Genomic DNA, 16,275 nt, shown 5'->3' on the forward strand with positions numbered 1-16,275 from the left:
CTATTGGCGTCAGCTAAATCGCTTAATCTTTGGCGCAATCAGGAATGTCGTAACCTGCGTCTTCCCATGCCCGCACAGCACCTTTGTGGTACTTCATCGGGTTCAGGCCGCACATGCCCAGCGATGGGTTGTCAAAGTTCACGGTCTCACCAAATGGCGCTTTGGCTTTCAAGTCGTCCATGGATGCGACATAGGCAGACACCAGATCATAGACCAATTGTTCGTCCATATCTTTATGCACCACGTCACCGCCGATGGTGGCCATGCCGCGGAATGTGGCGTCCTCTGACACGAAGGTCCAGCTGTCACCCATCGCCGCCTGCAAAGTCGCGACCGGAATTTCTGTAGGTGCCGCGCCAGGAGAGACCATATATTTCTGCATGGCTTCGCCTTCATAAAGCTCAATCGGCATGGACCACGCCGTCACCTTGCCAGCAGACCCAATCGTTGACAGACGGGTGTTCGGAAACAGTTCCGGTAGGACGACAGCATCAGGTTCACCGCCAATAATAACGGTCGCGGCCTGCCCCCAATTGGCTTGCATGCCTGTGTATCCTTCACCGTCCTGTAGACCCGTCGCGATCTGGATGATGCTGCGCGCATTCGTCAAAGCGCCCCCGCGTGGCGGGCCGTTAAAGATCGTGCGGCCTTCGACATCATCCCAGCCACCAACGTCTTTGGAATCGAACGCGAACAGAAAGAAAATGCCCAAAGTATAGGGGTAAATAGAGCGCAGATTGCCAGCAAGCTCGGCCCCTTTTTCAGCCCCCAACGACCCGTAAGGCCCAACACCGCGGCTCATCAGGAACGGCAAGATATGCGGCGCACTGGCAATGTCTGTTTTGCCTTCAGCCACGTTCTGGATAGAATTTGTCAGCGTTTGCCCTTCGGCCAGCTGAATATTTGCAATGCCAAGCGTTCCTGCAATTTCTGTCAGGTGGCTTGGCGCAAGGTGGGTGGCCCCGCCTGCTGATGCCGTTTCAGCTGTTAGGTTTTGTTGTGCGAACGCCGGTGATGCGAAAGCGATTGCCGACGCCAGCGCACCTGCAAAAAGTGACTTAGACATGTGGTCCTCCCAGATCCGTTTATTGCGGGTTACTGTCAAGCAGGCCGCCGAACCTGTCAATAATTTTGTTGCATATGCTACAATGATCGGGTCTGTTTGCCCTATGCCAGACAGTGATCCTTTTGCGCCATTTCTGAACGAAGACGCGTTCGACAAGAACTTTAACATTCGTGTTTTGCGATTGGCGTCGTCGATGTCGACGATCCTGCAACGATCCACCTTGCGCGATAGCAATGTGACAACGCAAGAATACCGCATTTTGATTTCGATCGCGCGCCACGGTGCGGGGCATTTGCGGGCCATATCGCGCAAAGCGTCAATGGATGCGGCCCATGCCAGCCGCACTATGAAGGCCATGCAATCCAAAGGCTGGCTGGACCGGAACCCCGACCCCGAAGACAAGCGGTTGGCAGTCTTTTCTATAACGGATCAAGGTCGGGCCGTGTTTATGCAAGTCTACCCTGCCGCCGTCAAACTGTCGGACGACTTTTCCAAGCTGTTTACCGAAGACGAGGTGCGCCAGTTGTGTGGCATGCTGGACCGCGCACGCGCCTATGCGGCAACGCGGCTTGATGATGCGGGCCCGGCTGAAACCTGAATTCGATCTTCGTCGATGTGCTCTAAAGAGACCCCTGTTCAATTTGCAAATGTTTGCGCCCGTCAACAGAAGCCTTGCGCATGTTTCGCGCAAACAGTGTCACATCAATTTCTGTTGCGATAAAGGTCGCGCCCAGCTTTCGGCATGATGCCTGCAAATCCTGATCCAGTGTCAAAATCCCAGCCGCCTTGCCAGATGCCACGATCTTTTCAATCGCGCCCAACACAGCAGCTTTGACCTCGGATGCGCCCGCCTGCCCAATGAACCCCATATCCGCCGCCAGATCGGACGGCCCGATGAAGACACCGTCAATGCCATCCACCTTCAGAATATCGTCCAATGCCGCCATACCTTTTTGGTTCTCAACCTGTGCCAAAAGGCAAATTTCATCACGCGCTGTTGTCAGGTAATCGCCAATCGCCGCAAAATCAGAGGCCCGCGCCAAAGCAGACCCAACGCCGCGCACCCCGTGTGGTGGATAGGTGACTGCATCCACAAGGTCTTTGGCCTGTGCCGCACTTTCGACCATCGGAATCAACAGCGTCTGTGCCCCTGCATCAAGCAGTTGTTTGATGATCCATGTCTCGCCAATGGGCGGACGCACAACCGCATGGCTGTTGCGTGCAGCAAGAACCTGCAACTGCGCCACGATGGAACGCAGATCATTCGGGGCGTGTTCGCCGTCAATCAACAGCCAATCGAAACCCGCGCCTGCGCTGATCTCGGCTATGTAGGGATCAGCAAGCCCCAGCCAGCATCCCAATTGCAAATCACCTTTGGCGATGGCGTGTTTAAACGGATTGCGCGGTGCAGGCATGGTGGCTTCCCCTTAGGCAAATGAGATGTCGACGTGACCAAATCCGCCAAAATCGGCAGTGATCTTTGCGCCAGACGGGCATTCAACGGGGCGGATGAAACTGCCTGACAAGATGATCTGACCCGGTTCAATGCTTTGACAGTATTGCGCCATGCGACGTGCCAGCCAAACCACGCTTTCGACGGGATCGTTCAGCACCCCTGCCCCAAGGCCGGTTTCCTCAACCTCGCCGTTTCGCGATGTGATCGCACCGACCCAGCGCAAATCGAACGCATCAATTTTGTGTTTTTGTGGGCCAAGAACAATGCCAGCATTGGCCGCATTGTCACTGATGGTGTCGTACACTTTGCGGGTGGCACCCGTTTCGGGGTCAGCCCGTAAAATCCGGGTATCCAGAATTTCGATGGAGGGCGCGACATAGTCTGTGGCCGCAATCACGTCATCGCGCGTCACCTCTGCACCGCCCAATGGGGCCTTCAGAACAAACGCAATCTCGGCCTCGATCCGTGGTTGAATGAAGCGGCCTGCAGACACCGTGGCGCCATGATCAAACGCCATATCGTCAAACAAGATGCCGCTGTCGGGAATGTCGATGTTCAGTGCATATTGCATCGCTTTGGAGGTCAGCCCGATCTTCCAGCCAATGACGCTGCGCCCTTCTGCCAGCTTTGCGCGGTAAATCGCGTTTTGCACCGCATAGGCGTCGTCCATGCCCATTTCGGGATGGGCTTTGGTCAACAACCCGATCTGCTGTCCGGATTTCTCGGCGGCCAACAAATCGGCGGCGGCTTTTGCGTGATCTTGCGGTGTCATAGGCGCTCGTCCTCGACGGTGTTGCGCAGGGTGCCGATGCCGTTCACTTCGACCTCGACCACGTCGCCGGGTTTCAGGTACTGCGGCGGATCAAGACGTGCGCCTGACCCTGTGGGCGTGCCGGTAACGATGATATCGCCGGGCTGAAGCGTCATAAAGGTCGAGATATATTCGATTTCGCGCCGGATCGGGTGCATCATACGCGACAGCACATCATCTTGGCGCACTTCGCCGTTCACCCGCGTGATGATACGGGCATCGTCCAACTGGCTGGCATTTGTGAAGGGCACCAGCCACGGACCAATCGCGCCCGAATTGTCCCAGTTCTTGCCTTGTGTGACATTGAATTTGGCATGACGGACCCAATCGCGGATCGTCCCTTCGTTGCAAAGAGTGATCGCCGAAATATGGTCGTAGGCATCGGCCTGACTTATGCGCCGGCCCGTCTTGCCGATGACAATGGCCACTTCGCCTTCATAGTCCAAGGTTTCGTTTTCCGGCGGGCGGATCAGCGGGCGATTGTGGCCGGTGAACCCGCTGGCAAAGCGTGGGAACAAAGACATGTATTTGGGTTGCTCGGACCCGTCTTTGTATTCCGCATTGCGGTCGGGGAAATTCACGCCAACACACAAAATACGCGGGGCGTTTGGCAGTACCATTTCAAATTCGAAATCCCTATGCGTCACGGCCTTGTTTTGTGCGGCTTCCTCTAGCGCTGCAAAACCACCCGCCTGAACCACATCCAACAACGTAGGCCACTGCGGAAAATCAGCGTTCAGGGCAATCATGCCGTCGTCTGTCACTGCCCCGTAAAGGGTTTGATCATCTGCGGTATATGTCGCGTATTTCATTGAATTTGCTCCCAAACTTCGCGGATGACGGCATGGGCCATCATCACATCATCGCGTGTTGTATCGAATTGGCCCACTTGGAACCGGATTACCTTTTGCCCCTGAAACGCGCCCTGCGTCAGGTAAATACGCCCGTCGTTATTCAGCGTATCAACCAACCGCTGCTGCATCGCGTCATCGCCTGGGCAGCGAAACGAAAACAGGCTTAGGATCGGGTCCGTGGTGATCTCGAACCCCTCCAACGCGCGAATGGCATCGCACAGTTCTTGCGCCCAAGCGACGTGATTGCGGATGCGTGTGCGCAGCCCCTCAAGCCCGTAGGACCGCAACAAGAACCAGATTTTCAGCGCCCGGAACCTGCGCCCAAGCGGGATTGTCCATTCAGAATAGTTCGTGACAGCGTCGCCTGTGGTCTTCAAATACTCAGGTTCGATCTTAAGCGTGTTCAGTTGCGGTGTCGCATCCCGCAAGAACTGCACAGAACAGTCAAACTGTGCCCCAAGCCATTTGTGTGGATTGAACACGATACTGTCAAAGCCGTCGACGTCTTCCCAAAATTCCGACCGGAATTCCGGGCAGATCATCGCCGACCCCGCCCATGCCGCATCGAGGTGGGTGTAGAGGTCATGTTTGGCCGCAACTTTCAAAAGCGGACCAAGCGTGTCGGATGCGCCGATCCCCGTGCCGCCTGTGATTGCGATGATCCCTGCCGGTGTATGGCCTGCGTCCAGATCGGCGGTGATTGCGGTTTCCATTGCCGCCACATCTATCCCGAATTGTGCACCCTTTGTTGGGATTTTGACCAAATTTGCCTGCCCGATCCCTGCGACCCAGCATGCGCGATCAATGGATGAATGCACCTGATCGGAACAGTAAATCCGCAGATGGCCCTTGCCTGACAATCCGTCTTTGTTGCCTGTGTATCCGGTAGCGCGTTCGCGCATCGTCAGAACCGCAGACAGCGTCGCCGATGATGCGCTGTCTTGAATGACGCCGGTAAACCCGTCCGCCAGCCCAAGCGCTTGACGCAACCAATCAACCATCACGCCCTCGACTTCTGTGGCGGCGGGTGACGTTTGCCATAACATGCACTGGGCAGCGACGGTGTTAACCAGTTGTTCCGCCAACATCGACGGTGGTGCGGCGTTTGCAGGAAAATACGCAAAGAAACGCGGATGCTGCCAATGTGTCATGCCGGGCATCACGATGGCTTCAAAATCTGCAAGGATCGCCGCCATATCGTCGCCCGCCTCGGGCGGTGTCGGGTGCAACTGCGCAGCGATCTCCCCGACCGCAGTCTGGGCGCGTACAGGTATATCGCGCAATGACTTGTGATACTGCGCCCCCCAGTCAGAGATATGCTTGCCCCAATGGGCGAATTCGTCCCAGTCCATGGTTTACTCCGCCGCTTCAATGCCACCCATACAGATGTATTTGATTTCCATAAAATCATCGAGACCCTGCCGTGCACCTTCACGTCCCAGACCTGATGATTTGACCCCGCCAAACGGTGCCTCCGTTGTCGACACATGGCCTGTGTTAACACCCACCATCCCGTATTCAAGCGCCTCGGACACCCGCCACACACGCGCGATGTCACGGCTATAGAAATAGGACGCAAGGCCGAATTCGGTGTCGTTTGCAGCAGCTATGACTTCGGCCTCTGTGTCGAACTTAAACAAAGGCGCCACCGGACCGAAGGTTTCCTCAGTGGCCACTGCCATGTCGGATGTCACACCTGTCAGGATGGTCGGTTCATAAAACGTGCCGCCCAATGCGTGGGGCTTGCCCCCAAGGGTCACAACCGCGCCTTTGCCTGTGGCATCAGCAATATGGCTACTGACTTTCGCGACAGCTGCGTCATTGATAAGCGGTCCAAACACCACACCGTCATCCGCACCATTGCCAACAGGCAAATCCTTGACCTTGGCTGCCAGTTTTTTGGCAAATGCATCATAAACCCCCGCCTGCACGTAAATGCGGTTCGCACAGACGCAAGTTTGACCATTGTTGCGGAACTTCGACAAGATCACCCCGTCAACGGCGGCATCCAGATCGGCATCGTCAAACACGATGAAGGGCGCGTTGCCGCCCAGCTCAAGCCCCAGTTTCTTGATCGTGGGTGCAGATTGCGCATAAAGTTTCGCGCCCACACCTGTTGATCCGGTAAAGGTCAACTTGCGTACAACCGGACTGCTTGTCAGCACGCCGCCAATGGTCGCCGCATCCCCGGTAATGACCGAAAACAGACCGCTGGGCAGACCAGCCTCTTCAGCCAATACCGCCATTGCCATGGCCGAAAATGGCGTTAATTCGGACGGTTTCAGAACCATCGCACAGCCCGCAGCAAAGGCAGGCGCCGCTTTTCGGGCAATCATCGCGTTCGGGAAATTCCAAGGCGTGATTGCGGCCGTGACCCCGATGGGTTGCTTGACACACAAGATGCGTTTGTCGGGGGCATTGGTTGGGGTGATGTCGCCATACGCACGGCGTGCTTCCTCGGAAAACCATTCGATAAAGGACGCGCCATAGCCGATCTCGCCTGTCGCTTCGGCCAATGGCTTGCCCTGCTCGAACGTCAGGATGCGCCCAAGATCATCTTGATGGGCCATCATCAGATCAAACCAGCGCCGCAGCACATTGCTGCGATCTTTGGCCGTGCGTGCTGCCCACGCCTTTTGGGCGACCTCAGCCGCATCAATCGCCTGTTGGGTTTCGGCGGCGCCAAGGTTTGGAACATATCCCAACACAACACCCGTCGCGGGGTTCGTTACTGCGATATCTGCGTCGCTTCCGGCAATCCATGTGCCCCCGACAAAGGCCGCTTGGCGAAAGAGGTCGGGGTTTTTAAGGTTCAGACCCGTCATGGCGCAATAATCGGGCTGGCTTGGATTTCAGAATCTTTGGTATCGACGCCAACAAACGTCGTGCCGTGTTTGAACCAGCTTTCCGGTGCCGCCGCCCCCCAAAGTGTCTGGCGTTGCGGGTCTTGCAGGTCCCATTTGATCGGCTCCAGATCCGGATCAACGGTCTGGTAGTCAGAGCAGTAAATCTCGATCCGGTGCCCGTCGGGGTCAAGGATATAAAGGAAGAACGCATTGGAAATGCCGTGGCGACCGGGGCCGCGTTCGATGTTGTCGACATAGCCGGTTGTGGCCATCAAATCCAGCAAATCAATGATGTTCAACGGCGTTGGCACCCAGAACGCAACGTGGTGCATCCGTGGGCCTGTGCCATTGGTGAACGCCATGTCATGCACGCCCCCTTTGCGGTGCATCCACGCGGCCCAAAGCTTCTTGCTGTCGTCATCTTCGGTATATTCCGTCACACGGAACCCAAAATCGCTGTAAAATTCCACGGACGCATCAACGTCATGGCTAAAGCAGTTAAAGTGGTCGATCCGCAGCGGCTTCACACCACGGTACAGCGCATATTTTTGATGGATTGGCGCAAGGCGGTCCATCTTGTGATAAAATTCCAGCGGAATGCCCATGTTGTCAGAGGTCAGCAGCGTCTTGCCTTGGTACGGGCGATCCACCCAGGACGTCGGGCGGCCTTTGCCTTTGAAATAGGCTTCGGCCTTGTCCAGATCGGCTTCATCGAAGGTTTTGAAACCCATGACCTCGACTGTGCCCGGTTGATCGGACTTTTGCAAAATGATGCAGTGGTGGCCGCGTTCTTCCATGGCGCGCAGATAAATGTGGCTGTCGGATTCATCTGTCACCTGAAGGCCCACGATCTCTGTGTAGAACGTGCGCGACGCAGCCAGGTCTTTCACGTTCAGACACACATGGCTTAGGCGGATGGTGTTAAAATCGGGATACAGATTTGGTGCGGGTACGGGCATTACAGCGCTCCTAACTTGGTGATTTTATGGTGTCCTGTGGCAAAGCCGATGTGCTTTTGCTCCATGTAGAATTCAAACGACCAATCGCCGCCATCGCGCCCTATGCCGCTTGCTTTGACGCCACCAAAAGGGGTGGGCAAGTGACGGACGTTCTCGGAGTTGACCCAGATCATGCCGGCCTCAAGGGCTTCGGTGAAGCGCAGTGCACGGGTCAGATCGTTGGTCCAGACATAGCCTGTGAGGCCGTAATCGATGTCGTTGGCCATCTCAAGGGCGTCTTCTTCGGTGGAGAACGGAATGGATGTCAGCACAGGGCCAAAGATTTCTTCTTGTGCGATGCGCATTTGGTTGGTGGCGTTGGTGAATAGCGTGGGGCGGATGAAATACCCCTCGTCCCCAACCGTCACACCACCTGCGGCCACTGTTGCACCGTCATCTTTGGCAATGTCAAAATAGCTGGTGACTTTGTTAAAGTGTTCTTCGGTCACAAGCGGTCCGATTTCAGTCGCCGGATCCAGCGGATGGCCAACTTTGATGTTGTTGACCCGCGCCACCAGTTTGGCCTCAAAATCTTCGCGGATCGTGTCTTGGATCAGCAAGCGTGACGATGATGTGCAGCGTTCGCCATTGATCGAATAGATCATGAAAATCACAGCATCCAAGGCGCGATCCAGATCGGCATCTTCAAACACGATGACAGGGTTTTTGCCGCCAAGCTCAAGGTGGTTGCGTTTCAGCGTATCTGCCCCTTGCTTGGTGATCAGCGACCCTGTGCGGCTTTCGCCCACAAAGGCAATCGCTTTGATCTTGGGGTGTTCACACAGCGCTTTGCCGGCCCCTTCACCAAACCCGTTGACGGTGTTCAATACTCCGGGGGGCAGGCCTGCCTCCTCGGCGATCTCAACCAAAAGACGCGCCGTCAGTGGCGATGCTTCGGCCGGTTTGTGCACCACTGTGCAGCCTGCCGCCAACGCTGGCGCAATCTTCCATGTGGACAACATAAAGGGCGTGTTCCACGGCGTGATAACCCCAACCGGCCCGATGGGTTTACGCGTTGTGACGTTCATAAGCGTCGGGGACTGCAATTGCTGTCCGTCGCGGGCCTGCACGACTTGATCTGCAAAATAGCGGAAGTTCTCTGCACCGCGCAGGGCCGCTTTGGACATGAATTTATAGGTCTGGCCGGTGTCCCAGCATTCGCACAGCGCGATTTCTTCGGCGCGTGCCTCGATGCCTTCAGCGATTTTGATCAGGATTTTCTTGCGCTGCAATGCAGGCATATCGCGCCATGCAGCAAAGGCATTATGTGCTGCATTGGCCGCCGCGTCGATGTCCACAGCCGTGCCATGTGCCACGTCACAGATCAAGGATTTGTCCACGGGTGACGAATTTTGGAAAACACCACCATCGCCTGCCACATCTTGCCCCGCGATCCGGTTCAGGATGCCGGTTTTGCGGAACCGGCCCAGAAAGCCGTCCAACTTTGCAATGTTATCATCGAGTACAGTCATGATTGATCCTCCAGGTGGTCGCGAATGTTGCCAAATTTAGGCGACAGATCGGCATTGATGTCGCGCATCTCGGCAGAAAGCGCGATGGAACGGGTGGCCATAGCAGGGGCCATGAAATCTTTGAGCGCGGCAAAGATGCGCGTGATTGCGTCACGTTTTACATCATCAACACGCCCTTCGCGCAAGCGCACGGACAAGTCGATAAACCCGTGTTTTGGATCGCCATTCGCCATTGCAAAGTGATCGACGCGCGTGGCCCGCACCCGAACGCCCGCCATGGGGAACGTGTCGATCAAAGCGGCCTCGGATCGGATGACTTCGCACAAAGCGGCCATATCCACGACATCCTCAAGGTTGGCTGAGTATTCGATATGGAAGTGAGGCATTTCATTTCCTTAACATGTTAATTGTTGCCAAGTTAATTAATGCTATGATGCATTGTCAACATCTTCTTTGGCCTGCATTTGAAGGAGATCGAAGATTTGAGGCACCATGACCAAGCAGCTCCCCTCCACGTCCCGATCCTTACCCATTGCGCTGATCCGCGCCCGTGAAGGCGTGATGTCCCCGATCCGTGACATGTTGTCGGAAACGGGCATCACCGAACAACAGTGGCGCGTCTTGCGCGTGCTGGTCGAATTCGGCCGGATGGACGCCAAAACTTTGGCAGACCGATCCAGCCTGCTGTTTCCAAGCCTGACGCGCATTGCCGCGACACTGCGCGACAAAGATCTTGTGACACAAACGCGCGACGACAAAGACCGCAGGCGCCAATTCATCGAGATCACCGCCAACGGGCAAAAGATTATCGACGACCACAGCCCCCAAGCCGCACAGATCGTAGCGGGGTTCAAAACGGCCCTAGGTGACGACGACTATGAAAGATTGCTGGATCTTCTGGCGCGTCTTGATCCCGGCGCAGATCCCTAAACCGCAACGGTGCCGTCTGCGCACCACCCATCAAATATCTCAAGCACTTTGTCGGCAAACCCCGCGTCATTGATGTGGCACGCAATCCTATGGGCCGTAACATTGGCAGGCAAAGTCGCTTCAATTTCAGTCAGAAAATCCGCAAGACCGCTTGCGTTGTGCAAATCAGCGCCTGCGCGGTCCCATTCGCCCAAACCGTCTTCGGGCAAGATCATTGCGACAGGTCCTTTGGCGGTGGCCAATTGGGTGGAATGTGCGCGCGCAACCTCTTTGCGTTCCTCTGCCTCCAGCACGATCGATGTCAAAAGGCGGTTGTGTTCGTGATTCATATGGGCGTCCCATCTGGCGTCCAACGGTTGCCATCCCACAACGTCCACAAGGTCATAGCACCCCGGCGCCACGATCTGCGGCGTGCCATTCGCCCCTGCGTTGGTCAAACGATCCGCCCCTGCGGAAATGTTTGAACCATGGATATGATTGCCTAATTCTTGGGTGCAAAGGTCAAGGACACAGGCAAAAGCCCCCTGCCCTGCAAGGCTTTCAAACGCCCGCCCCCCCATGCCAGTTGCATGAAACACAGCGACCTCAAAGCCGCGGTCTTCCAATGCGGGCTTCAATGGGATCACGTATTTTAATGCCGACGTCCCAAGCGACATCATCCCGATCAGGGGTTTGTCAGGATCAGGCATCTGCACCGCGCGCGCCGCACCAAGGACAGCGCCCGCGGCCTGGCTTAGCGACGCTTTGCAAACCGAGTTCAAACCGTACAACCCGCCTGCCCAAAGGATCATTTGAGTATCCGCCGCAAGCCGTTCTGCGGGGATAAGCGGGGAAAACGAAACCGTGGACACGATGTATTTAGGCACACCAAGCGGCAAGGCGGCAGCCACATCCAACGCAAGATCAGTGCCCATTGTACCGCCCAACACGATCATTCCGTCGAATTTACGTTCCTGATAAAGCCTTGCGGCCAACAGCGACGCCCCCGATGCCATGATCTGCATTGCCGTGTTTTCGTTGCCTGACGCGATGGCGGCTTTGATGGTGCTTCCGCCCTCTCGTGCGACATCGTGTTTGGAATAATCGCAAGGCTTTGACGGATCGCCCAGCACCGACACATCCATCGTCACAACGTGGCCGCCCTGATCGCGAATGACACCCGCCAGAAACCCCAATTCGTCGTCCTTGGTGTCATAGGTCCCGATAACGAGAATGGTTTTGTCAGTCATAGTTTGATCCAGGCTGTTTTAAGATTGGTATATTTTTCAATGGCATGCAGGGACTTGTCCGATCCGTTTCCGGATTGACCGACACCGCCCAAAGGCACAGTACCGTCGGCGCCGCCATATGTGTTGATGTGCATCACCCCCGTGCGCACGTCGCGTATCATACGGTGTGCGCGGCTTAGGTTTGATGTCCAAGCCGCCCCCGCCAAACCATACACGGTTGCATTTGCCAATTGCACTGCCTCATCGTCGGTGTGAAATGGGGTCACGCCCAAGACGGGGCCAAACACCTCTTTTTGGGTCAATGTTGCATCGCGCGTCACGCCAGTGACAATCGTGGGCGCCATGTAATAGCCGCCTGTGTCCTGCATAATCCGGTCGCCACCGGTGATCACCTGCCCACCTTCGGCTTTGGCGGTGTCAACAAATCCAAGGTTCGCATTCAATTGTACTTCGGAATTGACCGCACCGATATGTGTGTCGACTTTCAACGGGTCTCCGACGCGCATGGCCTCGGTTGCTTTGACAACGGCCGCGACGAAATCATCATGGATTGACGCTTCGACCAGCAACCTTGATCCCGCCACACACACCTGTCCGGCGTTGCGGAAAATGCCACCCGCAGCGACCTTTGCGGCCTCGTCCAGATTGGGGGCATCGGCAAAAATAATGTTGGGGGATTTGCCGCCCAGTTCCAGATAAACCCGTTTCATGTTGGACCGTGCCGCGTAGTCCATCAGCCGCCGTCCCGTGCCGCCGGATCCCGTGAAAACCAGCACATCTATGTCCATCGACAGGCCCATAACCTCGCCCACGACGGCGCCTTCACCTGTCACGGCGTTCAGAACGCCAGGCGGCAACCCGGCCTCAAGCGCCAGATTACACATTTTCATCAATGACAGCGACGCTGTTTCGGACGGTTTCAGCACGACTGAATTGCCCATCGCCAATGCAGGTCCAAGTTTCCAGGCCCCGATCATCATCGGGAAGTTCCAAGGAATGATCGCCCCCACAACACCCACCGGTTCCTTGTGGATCATGCCCAGCACATCCGCCCCCGTAGGGGCAATTTCGCCATAAATCTTGTCCAGCGCTTCTGCGTAGTAGCGGATCGTGCCGGCCGCTGATCCCGGTTCGGCCTTAAGCGCCATGCTGATTTCGGTGCCATTGTCGCGCACGCCAAGTACGGCAAGTTCAAGTGCGTTGGCCTCGATCAGGTCGGCCCATTTCATTAGCACCTTTTTGCGGGCAGCGGGCGGTTGCCCGGCCCAACGACGGTCCTCAAACGCGGCGCGGGCCGAGGCAATCGCCGCGTTCATATCTGCGGCTGTGCCTTTGGCTGTGGTCGTCAAAAGCCGCCCGTCAATCGGTGACAGAATGTCCATCATTCCGCCGTCAGACGCAGGAACATGTGCGCCCTCAATCAAATGGGAAAATGCGGGAACGGGTTGCGCACGAAGGGCGTCAATTTTTTGCTGGTCCATTGGTCCTACCGTTGCTGGCTGTCGTGAAAATCGTGATCTTCTTGCGGCTGTTGGGCGCGGTATTCCTTGATCAAGGTCCGCACATGCAATGCCAGAACCAACAAGATAATCACAAACAATACAAAGGTGATGGGCCGGTCGATCATATCGAGCGGTGACTTAAGCCGCGGCATGGCAGAGCGCAGTTTGACCTCCATGATGCCGCCCAAAACCATGCCCAAGATGATTGGCACAATCGGCAGGTTCAGGCGTTTTAAGATCAAACCGAAGACACCGAAGACGGCGGCGATCATGCAATCTGTCAAAGAATTTCGCAAAGAATAAACCCCGACAAACGACAGGATCAGGATCATCACACCCAGAAACCGTGTCGGCACGCGGATGATTTTTGTCAGCAAATTCGTCGAGAACAGCAAAAACACCATCACAATGACATTCAAAGCAATCAGCGCGAAATAAAGGCCGTAAACCAGATCGATGTTGTTCTGAAAAAGCTGTGGTCCGGGGATCACATTGTGCACGTAAAACACCGACAACATCATCGCGGTCAACGCTTCACCGGGAATGCCAAGCGCCAGCAAAGGGATCATGGCCGCAGCAGGCACAGCGTTGTTCGCGGCCTCGGATGCGATCAGCCCTTCAGGCGATCCTTTGCCAAATTTGTCCGGATCCTTGGATGTTTTCTGGGCGTAGGTGTAGCTCATGAATTGGGCGGTGAATTCGCCTGTGCCGGGGATCATTCCAAGGATCACACCAAAACCGGACGCCACCGTTGCCACACGTTTGTGTTTTAGCAACTCGCGAATACCGACAGACATGCGCCCCTTCACCGGTTTGGCGTCGGGGCTGCTGTCAGGATCACCCAGCAAGAAAAACGCTTGGCTCAATGCAAAAAGGCCAAGCACCACAACAATCAGGTTCACCCCTGAACTTAGAAACGAATACCCAAACGTGTAGCGCTGCGTGTAGGTCACGGCGTCCAGCCCGATGGTTTGCAAAAAGATGCCAAGCATGGCCAGCATCCCGGCTGCAAAAATTTGACCGCGGTGGGCCAAAATCACAAGAATGATGCCCAAAAGAGCCGCCAGAAAAATCTCGCGGCTTCCGAACATAGGCGCAATAAGCGCAAGCACAGGCGACAGCAAGATCAGGCAGCCAATACCAAAAATCCCCCCCCAAAAGGAGGCGGAATAGGCCAGTGACAGCGCACGGTGACCTTCGTTGTTTTTCGTCATGGGATAGCCGTCGTAGGACGTCAGCGCATTCACCGCAGTGCCCGGCGTGTTGATCAGGATCGCAGGTATTGCGCCGCCATACATGGACGATCCGTAAATTCCCAAAAGCATCGTCAGACCCACAATCGGATCAAGCGAGAACGTCGCAGGCAGCAAGATCGCAATAGCGACCGCAGGGCCGACACCGGGGATCGCGCCGATTATGACGCCACCGATTGACCCGACAAACAACGCAAGGATCACATCCCAGCGGGTTAGCATTTCAAGGCCAAGAAAGATATTTTCCATCGCTTAAGGTCCGATCAAAAGTATGTCAGCATGATTTGGCGCACACCATCCGGCAGCACCTCATAAATTCGACCTGCAGGCAAATTGACCTTCAGCAGGGTCTTGAACAAAACGACAACCACAAACGACGACACGGCGGCTGCACCAAGCATTTTGGCGCTGCGGTATCCTGATCGCAGGGCCAGCAGAACTGCAAAAATGATCGTTGTGGGCAGGTAACCCGCGTAAGGCACCACCGCCGCATAGACAATAAACCAACCCGCATATTCGATAGATTTGACCCAATGCAGGACCTCGCGCCACCGCCCGTCGATGCGTTCCGACAAAGCCGATCCAAGCAGATGAAACGCCGCAAAAAGCGTCATCGCGCCAAGTGACACGGCAGGCCAGAACCGTGGCTGTGCTGCCAGCTTTCCGCGCGATTTATAGGCGGTTTGATCAAAAATCTCTGACAAAAGAAACACAGCGCCAATCAAAAACACCCAAGCAAACACGATGTCTCCGGGGCGGCGATAGCGTTTGAACAAAGATTGAAGCGTTTTGACGCGCGACATGGCCAGCCCCCCGATCAATAATTTGGACAGTCAGAAAGTTAGACAGTCATAAATAGAAATGGTCGGGCCGCAAAAATGCCGCCCGACCAAGGCAGGCTTACTCAGCAAGTTTTGCTTCGATGCCGGCCATTGTTTCCATATCTTTTTTGATCTGCTCGACCACTTCACCAGCAGGCTGCCAGTAAACAGACGCACCGGTTTCTGCAGCCAGCTTTTGTGCGCGCTCGGACATCATTGTCTTTTCAGCGACAGCAATGATCTTGTCTTGGACATCTTGCGGTGTGTCGGTGCGCACGAACAAGCCATTCCACAATGCCACATCCAAATCAGGTGCCAATTCGGACACAGTTGGCGCGTTTGGCGTGAGCGGAATACGCTCGGACCCAATGGAGGCCAGAACCTTGACCGTATCAAGACATGGCAAAATCAGTTGCAGCGTTGTGTTGATAACATCCACATCACCCGAGGCCAGTGTATTGCAATCCAGTGCATCAAAAGCGGCATCGGCTGCATAGCTAAAGCCCAATTCTTTGGCCAAACCGAATGTCACCTGCGTTGGGACCAGCGGTGCGCCAAAGTGTCCAAGCACCACGTCGTTGTCTTGTGCGTGGGCGGCAAGACCTTTCATGTCGTCGTAAGGCGTATCGGCACCGGCCGCGATGACAAACGGATATGTCAGGAAATTGCCAAGCGGCACAAAGGGGTCCGGGTTCAGCTCTGGAATGCCGATAAACGGACCAACAACCGGGATCGCAATGATGAACGATCCGATGGTGTAGCCGTCAGCAGGTGCGTTTGCGACGTCAATCGCACCCGGAAATGGGCCACCGCCCCCGCCCGGTTTGTTCACAACGGCAGTTGGCACACCGTATGCTTCGGAAAAATCTTCTGCGATCATGCGTGTCAGCACGTCTTCCAGATCACCCGGAGGCCACGGCACGATAAATTCAACTGGCTTCTCCGGGTACTCCGCCAAAGCGGGTCCTGCGAGGGTTGCCAGCGCAAGCGACATGGCTGTCATCGACTTCGTAAACTTGGACATTTCTTTCTCCCTA

The 16,275-nt window shown here is 55.7% G+C and carries 16 protein-coding genes; 2 read left to right on the top strand and 14 right to left on the bottom strand.

Going from position 1 to position 16,275, the window contains the following annotated elements:
- Positions 1-22: 22 nt before the first annotated feature.
- Positions 23-1,066 carry a TAXI family TRAP transporter solute-binding subunit gene (locus tag ABJL60_RS06505; protein ID WP_348285567.1) on the bottom strand — a complete coding sequence of 348 codons (1,044 nt, stop codon included), beginning with the start codon at positions 1,064-1,066 and terminating at the stop codon, positions 23-25.
- Between the two features lie 82 nt (positions 1,067-1,148).
- Here ABJL60_RS06505 and ABJL60_RS06510 point away from each other — a divergent pair, with 82 nt between their 5' ends.
- Positions 1,149-1,664, top strand: coding sequence for a MarR family transcriptional regulator (locus ABJL60_RS06510; RefSeq protein WP_348373592.1), 516 nt, complete (start codon positions 1,149-1,151; stop codon positions 1,662-1,664).
- A gap of 22 nt (positions 1,665-1,686) precedes the next feature.
- On the opposite strand, the gene ABJL60_RS06515 is transcribed toward ABJL60_RS06510, so the two are convergent.
- Genes ABJL60_RS06515 through ABJL60_RS06550 form a run of 8 tightly spaced genes read right to left on the bottom strand, consistent with a single transcriptional unit; the run spans position 1,687 to position 9,889 of the window.
- The gene (locus tag ABJL60_RS06515; protein WP_348373593.1) at positions 1,687-2,481 is read right to left on the bottom strand and encodes an HpcH/HpaI aldolase/citrate lyase family protein; all 795 of its coding nucleotides are present in this window, start codon (positions 2,479-2,481) and stop codon (positions 1,687-1,689) included.
- 12 nt (positions 2,482-2,493) lie between these two features.
- Positions 2,494-3,294 carry a 2-oxo-hept-4-ene-1,7-dioate hydratase gene (hpaH, locus tag ABJL60_RS06520; RefSeq protein WP_348373594.1) on the bottom strand — a complete coding sequence of 267 codons (801 nt, stop codon included), beginning with the start codon at positions 3,292-3,294 and terminating at the stop codon, positions 2,494-2,496.
- Positions 3,291-4,145 (bottom strand): fumarylacetoacetate hydrolase family protein, encoded by an 855-nt coding sequence (locus tag ABJL60_RS06525; protein ID WP_348373595.1) that lies wholly within the window; start codon positions 4,143-4,145, stop codon positions 3,291-3,293. The genes hpaH and ABJL60_RS06525 overlap by 4 nt, the downstream gene beginning before the upstream one ends.
- Positions 4,142-5,539, bottom strand: coding sequence for a pyridoxal-dependent decarboxylase (locus ABJL60_RS06530; RefSeq protein WP_348373596.1), 1,398 nt, complete (start codon positions 5,537-5,539; stop codon positions 4,142-4,144). Before ABJL60_RS06530 ends, ABJL60_RS06525 begins: the two co-directional genes overlap by 4 nt.
- 3 nt (positions 5,540-5,542) lie before the next feature.
- On the bottom strand, positions 5,543-7,012 hold the full coding sequence (locus ABJL60_RS06535; RefSeq protein ID WP_348373597.1) for an NAD-dependent succinate-semialdehyde dehydrogenase: 1,470 nt from the start codon (positions 7,010-7,012) through the stop codon (positions 5,543-5,545).
- Positions 7,009-7,992 carry a 3,4-dihydroxyphenylacetate 2,3-dioxygenase gene (hpaD, locus tag ABJL60_RS06540; protein WP_348285560.1) on the bottom strand — a complete coding sequence of 328 codons (984 nt, stop codon included), beginning with the start codon at positions 7,990-7,992 and terminating at the stop codon, positions 7,009-7,011. Before hpaD ends, ABJL60_RS06535 begins: the two co-directional genes overlap by 4 nt.
- The gene (hpaE, locus tag ABJL60_RS06545; protein WP_348373598.1) at positions 7,992-9,503 is read right to left on the bottom strand and encodes a 5-carboxymethyl-2-hydroxymuconate semialdehyde dehydrogenase; all 1,512 of its coding nucleotides are present in this window, start codon (positions 9,501-9,503) and stop codon (positions 7,992-7,994) included. Before hpaE ends, hpaD begins: the two co-directional genes overlap by 1 nt.
- Positions 9,500-9,889, bottom strand: a complete 390-nt coding sequence (locus ABJL60_RS06550) for a 5-carboxymethyl-2-hydroxymuconate isomerase (RefSeq protein WP_348373599.1) — start codon at positions 9,887-9,889, stop codon at positions 9,500-9,502. Before ABJL60_RS06550 ends, hpaE begins: the two co-directional genes overlap by 4 nt.
- Before the next feature lie 106 nt (positions 9,890-9,995).
- On the opposite strand from ABJL60_RS06550, the gene hpaR reads away from it, so the two are divergent.
- Complete coding sequence (gene hpaR / locus ABJL60_RS06555; RefSeq protein ID WP_348373600.1) at positions 9,996-10,433, top strand: homoprotocatechuate degradation operon regulator HpaR; 438 nt, start codon at positions 9,996-9,998, stop codon at positions 10,431-10,433.
- Here hpaR and ABJL60_RS06560 read toward each other — a convergent pair.
- The 5 genes from ABJL60_RS06560 to ABJL60_RS06580 form a co-directional block, all read right to left on the bottom strand.
- Positions 10,430-11,662: a Tm-1-like ATP-binding domain-containing protein gene (locus ABJL60_RS06560; protein WP_348373601.1), complete on the bottom strand. Its 1,233-nt coding sequence runs from the start codon at positions 11,660-11,662 to the stop codon at positions 10,430-10,432. The genes hpaR and ABJL60_RS06560 overlap by 4 nt on opposite strands.
- Positions 11,659-13,143 carry an aldehyde dehydrogenase family protein gene (locus tag ABJL60_RS06565; RefSeq protein ID WP_348373602.1) on the bottom strand — a complete coding sequence of 495 codons (1,485 nt, stop codon included), beginning with the start codon at positions 13,141-13,143 and terminating at the stop codon, positions 11,659-11,661. Before ABJL60_RS06565 ends, ABJL60_RS06560 begins: the two co-directional genes overlap by 4 nt.
- 5 nt (positions 13,144-13,148) lie before the next feature.
- A complete protein-coding gene (locus tag ABJL60_RS06570; protein ID WP_348286373.1) occupies positions 13,149-14,666 on the bottom strand; it encodes a tripartite tricarboxylate transporter permease in 1,518 nt (505 codons plus the stop codon).
- Positions 14,667-14,680: 14 nt separating this feature from the next.
- Positions 14,681-15,220: a tripartite tricarboxylate transporter TctB family protein gene (locus ABJL60_RS06575; protein WP_348373603.1), complete on the bottom strand. Its 540-nt coding sequence runs from the start codon at positions 15,218-15,220 to the stop codon at positions 14,681-14,683.
- Between the two features lie 97 nt (positions 15,221-15,317).
- A complete protein-coding gene (locus tag ABJL60_RS06580) occupies positions 15,318-16,262 on the bottom strand; it encodes a tripartite tricarboxylate transporter substrate-binding protein (protein WP_348373604.1) in 945 nt (314 codons plus the stop codon).
- Between the last annotated feature and the right edge of the window lie 13 nt (positions 16,263-16,275).

It is taken from the genome of Ascidiaceihabitans sp. (genome assembly GCF_039986515.1).
Lineage (GTDB): Bacteria > Pseudomonadota > Alphaproteobacteria > Rhodobacterales > Rhodobacteraceae > Ascidiaceihabitans.